The 3549-nt window shown below is 42.9% G+C and carries 3 protein-coding genes, 2 tRNA genes, 2 rRNA genes and 1 pseudogene; 6 read left to right on the top strand and 2 right to left on the bottom strand.

Annotated elements, in window-relative coordinates; all coding sequences use genetic code 11:
• Positions 1 to 43 precede the first annotated feature (43 nt).
• From rrf (E4T80_RS12470) to E4T80_RS12445, 6 genes are all read left to right on the top strand, one after another.
• Positions 44 to 159 (top strand): 5S ribosomal RNA (gene rrf, locus E4T80_RS12470).
• A gap of 51 nt (positions 160 to 210) precedes the next feature.
• Positions 211 to 326 (top strand): 5S ribosomal RNA (gene rrf / locus E4T80_RS12465).
• 12 nt (positions 327 to 338) lie between these two features.
• Positions 339 to 415: transfer RNA gene (locus E4T80_RS12460), tRNA-Asp, on the top strand.
• Between the two features lie 40 nt (positions 416 to 455).
• Positions 456 to 531, top strand: a tRNA-Trp gene (locus tag E4T80_RS12455).
• A 193-nt stretch (positions 532 to 724) separates the two neighbouring features.
• Positions 725 to 1171 carry an FMN-binding protein MioC gene (gene mioC, locus E4T80_RS12450; protein WP_135058701.1) on the top strand — a complete coding sequence of 149 codons (447 nt, stop codon included), beginning with the start codon at positions 725 to 727 and terminating at the stop codon, positions 1169 to 1171.
• 36 nt (positions 1172 to 1207) lie between these two features.
• Positions 1208 to 1969, top strand: a complete 762-nt coding sequence (locus E4T80_RS12445) for an FCD domain-containing protein (protein ID WP_135058702.1) — start codon at positions 1208 to 1210, stop codon at positions 1967 to 1969.
• 104 nt (positions 1970 to 2073) lie between these two features.
• On the opposite strand, the gene E4T80_RS12440 is transcribed toward E4T80_RS12445, so the two are convergent.
• Both E4T80_RS12440 and E4T80_RS12435 read right to left on the bottom strand, forming a co-directional pair.
• Positions 2074 to 3399 (bottom strand): GntP family permease, encoded by a 1326-nt coding sequence (locus E4T80_RS12440; RefSeq protein WP_135058700.1) that lies wholly within the window; start codon positions 3397 to 3399, stop codon positions 2074 to 2076.
• 40 nt (positions 3400 to 3439) lie between these two features.
• Positions 3440 to 3549 (bottom strand): annotated as a pseudogene (locus E4T80_RS12435) (IS1595 family transposase); the annotation flags it as partial.

Genomic DNA, 3549 nt, shown 5'->3' with positions numbered 1-3549 from the left:
CATAAAATAAAGAGAAAAGACAACAAACATCATCACCGATTTTCCTGATGGTCATAATGCTGTGGACCCACCTGATTCCATTCCGAACTCAGAAGTGAAACGCAGAGATGCCGATGGTAGTGTGGGGTTTCCCCATGTGAGAGTAGGGCACCATCAGGGTTTATTAAATGAGTTTATTTTTACAAGTGAATTGATTTAATAAAGAATTTGATTAACAGCAAGAGTGCAGTAGCACCACCTGATTCCATTCCGAACTCAGAAGTGAAATGCTGTAACGCCGATGGTAGTGTGGGGCTTCCCCATGTGAGAGTAGGGCACTGTTAATCATCCTAATTTGCGGAGCGGTAGTTCAGCTGGTTAGAATACCTGCCTGTCACGCAGGGGGTCGCGGGTTCGAGTCCCGTCCGTTCCGCCACTTATTTAAAATTAGCGAGTTTATTACTCGCTTTAGCTTTAGGGGCGTAGTTCAATTGGTAGAGCACCGGTCTCCAAAACCGGGTGTTGGGAGTTCGAGCCTCTCCGCCCCTGCCATATTATAAATTTTAAAAGCAGCTTATAGAGCTGCTTTTTTATTATCTGCATTCTACTTGTAGATTAACCGATTTTCTCTCATTGATATGACTACTAATGTGTAAAGTAATCATAAAATTTGCCTAATAAAACACGGAATTAGAGCGAATACGCTATAATATAGGTTATAGTTTAACTTTTGAGAGTAAAATTTATGACCCAGTCAATCTGTATTATCACTGGTAGTACATTAGGTGGTGCAGAGTATGTTGCCGATCACCTAAGCGATGTATTGAATGCAAAGGGCTATCAGGTTGATGTATTCAACAATGCCGAGCTTAACGATATTCAATCACGCCCTCACCTTATTGTCATTACTTCTACGCATGGTGCTGGTGAGTTGCCGGATAATATCCAGCCGTTATTTGATAAAATTGCTGAACAATCTCCCGATTTTTCAACGCTGAAATTTGGGGTTATTGGTTTAGGTAGCTCGGATTATGATACCTTTTGCTATGCCGTTGATATTGTCGAAACTGCACTGAAAGCACAAGGTGCAACACAGGTGTGCGATTCCCTCCGCATTGATGTAACGCAAAATTTTGACCACGACGGTTCAGCGGAAGCGTGGCTGCCAAGTTTCATTGAGCATATTAAATAATCCTTTCCATTTATTGTGTAATCCCATTTTAGAATGATGAAATCCGAAGAAAATAGCCAATTACGTTCCTATAAGAAAATAGGGGCTTTACTTAGGGAAGATTTAGCAAAAGGAATTTATAAGCTGGGGGATAGACTACCGCCGGAACGAGATATTGCCGAGCGTTTCGGTGTGAGCCGGACAGTGATCCGAGAAGCATTGATCATGTTGGAGCTGGAAGAACTGATTGAGGTTAAAAAGGGATCAGGCGTTTATGTCGTAAACCTCCCGACTAGCTTGCCTCAAAAAGTGGTTACACGTTCTGAGGAAATCGGGCCTTTTGAATTGATACAGGCTCGCCAATTATTAGAGAGCGGTATTGCCGAATTTGCGGCGATTCAGGCAACCCGTAATGATATTGTATTGCTTCGGAATATATTGAAGAAAGAGAAAGAAACGTTAGATTTAGGTTTGGATGATTATGTTGAAGATCAGCAGTTCCATTGTACCCTTGCACGTATTACGCAGAATGAAGTGCTGATAAAAATCCAACAAACATTATGGGATTACCGTTTTACCAGCTCAATGTGGGCGGGGTTGCACGCTCATATTACGAATTTTGAATACCGAAAAAAATGGTTAGCGGATCACGAAGCGATTTTAAATGCGATTCAACGCAAAGATCCAGCTCTTGCGCGTAAAGCAATGTGGCAACATTTAGAGAACGTGAAACAAACGTTGTTTGAACTGTCTGACCTCGATGATCCGGACTTTGACGGCTATTTATTTAACACTAGCCCTGTTGCAGTTGGGGTTTAATCCGATCTCTCTTCATTTTGTTTAAACTGCCGAGAATACAGGGAGACAAGCGGTCTCCCTGTACGCAAATTTTGCAAAAAAATAACTCGGCAGACCGCTTGTCTTTAGTAAATCCCGAATAAACTAAATAATAAAATCACAACAACGGTCGCAATGATCGGGAGAATAAATGAGGTAACGGCAATCTCAAGATACGAATCTTTGTGTGTCATTCCCGTATTACTGAGTAATGTTAATACGGCGCCGTTATGCGGCATTGTATCCAACCCGCCGGAAGATAGCGATGCAATGCGGTGAAAGGCTTCGGGAGAAATATGCGCTTGCTTGGCTATAGCGAGGTATTTTTCGCCCAATGCTTCTAACGCTATGCCCATTCCGCCTGATGCCGATCCCGTTGCACCGGCTAAAATATTGATGGCGACAGAGAGCGAAATTAACGGGCTGCCCGGAATATTTAAGATCATCGCGGTTAAGTGTTCAAAGCCCGGTGCCATTCTCACCACACTGCCAAAACCGACTGCTGCCGCGGTATTGATAATTGCGCCTACCGCACCATTAGCCCCTTTTCCGATTGCAGAGGTAAAAAATTGTCTTTGCTTTATATTGAGTAACATCACTAAAGCGATACCCGCTAGCAAAGCAAGCACGATATTTTTCGGATCGCTGTTTCTAAGCCCGATAAGCGGTGGAATAAAATTAAGTACAACGATAACGGTGGCTAATGGGAGAATAGCGAGTAAAGGGGACGGTAGCTGCTCTTGTTGTGCTTTAGTCGTTTTATTGTCAGGCTCAACAAAATATTCGCCTTGTCGGGCATATTTCCTGCGTCTGTATTCAAGGTAAGCAACGCCGCCGAAAAATAAAATAGCGGAAGCAGTTAAACCCATTATGGGGGCAGCCATTGCGTCTGTTCCGAAATATTGTGTCGGGATAAGGTTTTGAATTTGCGGTGAACCGGGTAATGCCGTCATCGTAAATGTAAATGCACCACAAGCGATGGTGCCGGGAATTAAACGGCGGCTGATATTGGCTTCTTTAAAGACGGCTAAAGCGAGCGGATAAACGGCAAACACAACGACAAATAAGCTGACCCCGCCGTAAGTGAGTAATGCGCATCCTAACACAATAGAGGCGATTGCGCTTTTTGAGCCCATCACTTTTGTCAGCCAAACGGCGATAGATTTTGCACCGCCTGTTACATCCATTAAGTTACCGAATATTGCGCTGAGTAGGAAAGCGGGAAACCACGCTTTCACAAAACCGACTAAGCCGTTCATATAGCTGCCTAAGTAGGCGTCTAAAATATCTAATCCGCCGGTCAATGCGACAATCGCCGCACATAAGGGGGCAATCCAAACGATTGAATAGCCTCGAAAAGCTAGAAACATTAGCAAAACCAAGCCGATAAAAATACCGATTAAACTGAACATAAGGTTCTCCTTATTTTCTTTTCGGGGCTGTACTAGATAACTAGAATAAATTCTGCTTTACTAATTGTTTTAAAATGGAAAATTGAACTTTTATTTCACTGTGGTTAAAACGCCATTCACATTCCTTCAAATACAGTTCAAAATGCTCTT

The organism is Muribacter muris (assembly GCF_004569585.1).
Lineage (GTDB): Bacteria > Pseudomonadota > Gammaproteobacteria > Enterobacterales > Pasteurellaceae > Muribacter > Muribacter muris.
Note: the sequence above shows the minus strand (reverse complement) of the source record. Positions and strands in the feature narration are given on the sequence as shown.

Coding starts and splice junctions, on each gene's coding strand:
- mioC (WP_135058701.1), top strand. CDS start 725: ATGACCCAGTCAATCTGTATTATCACTGGTAGTACATTAGGTGGTGCA.
- E4T80_RS12445 (WP_135058702.1), top strand. CDS start 1,208: ATGAAATCCGAAGAAAATAGCCAATTACGTTCCTATAAGAAAATAGGG.
- E4T80_RS12440 (WP_135058700.1), bottom strand. CDS start 3,399: ATGTTCAGTTTAATCGGTATTTTTATCGGCTTGGTTTTGCTAATGTTT.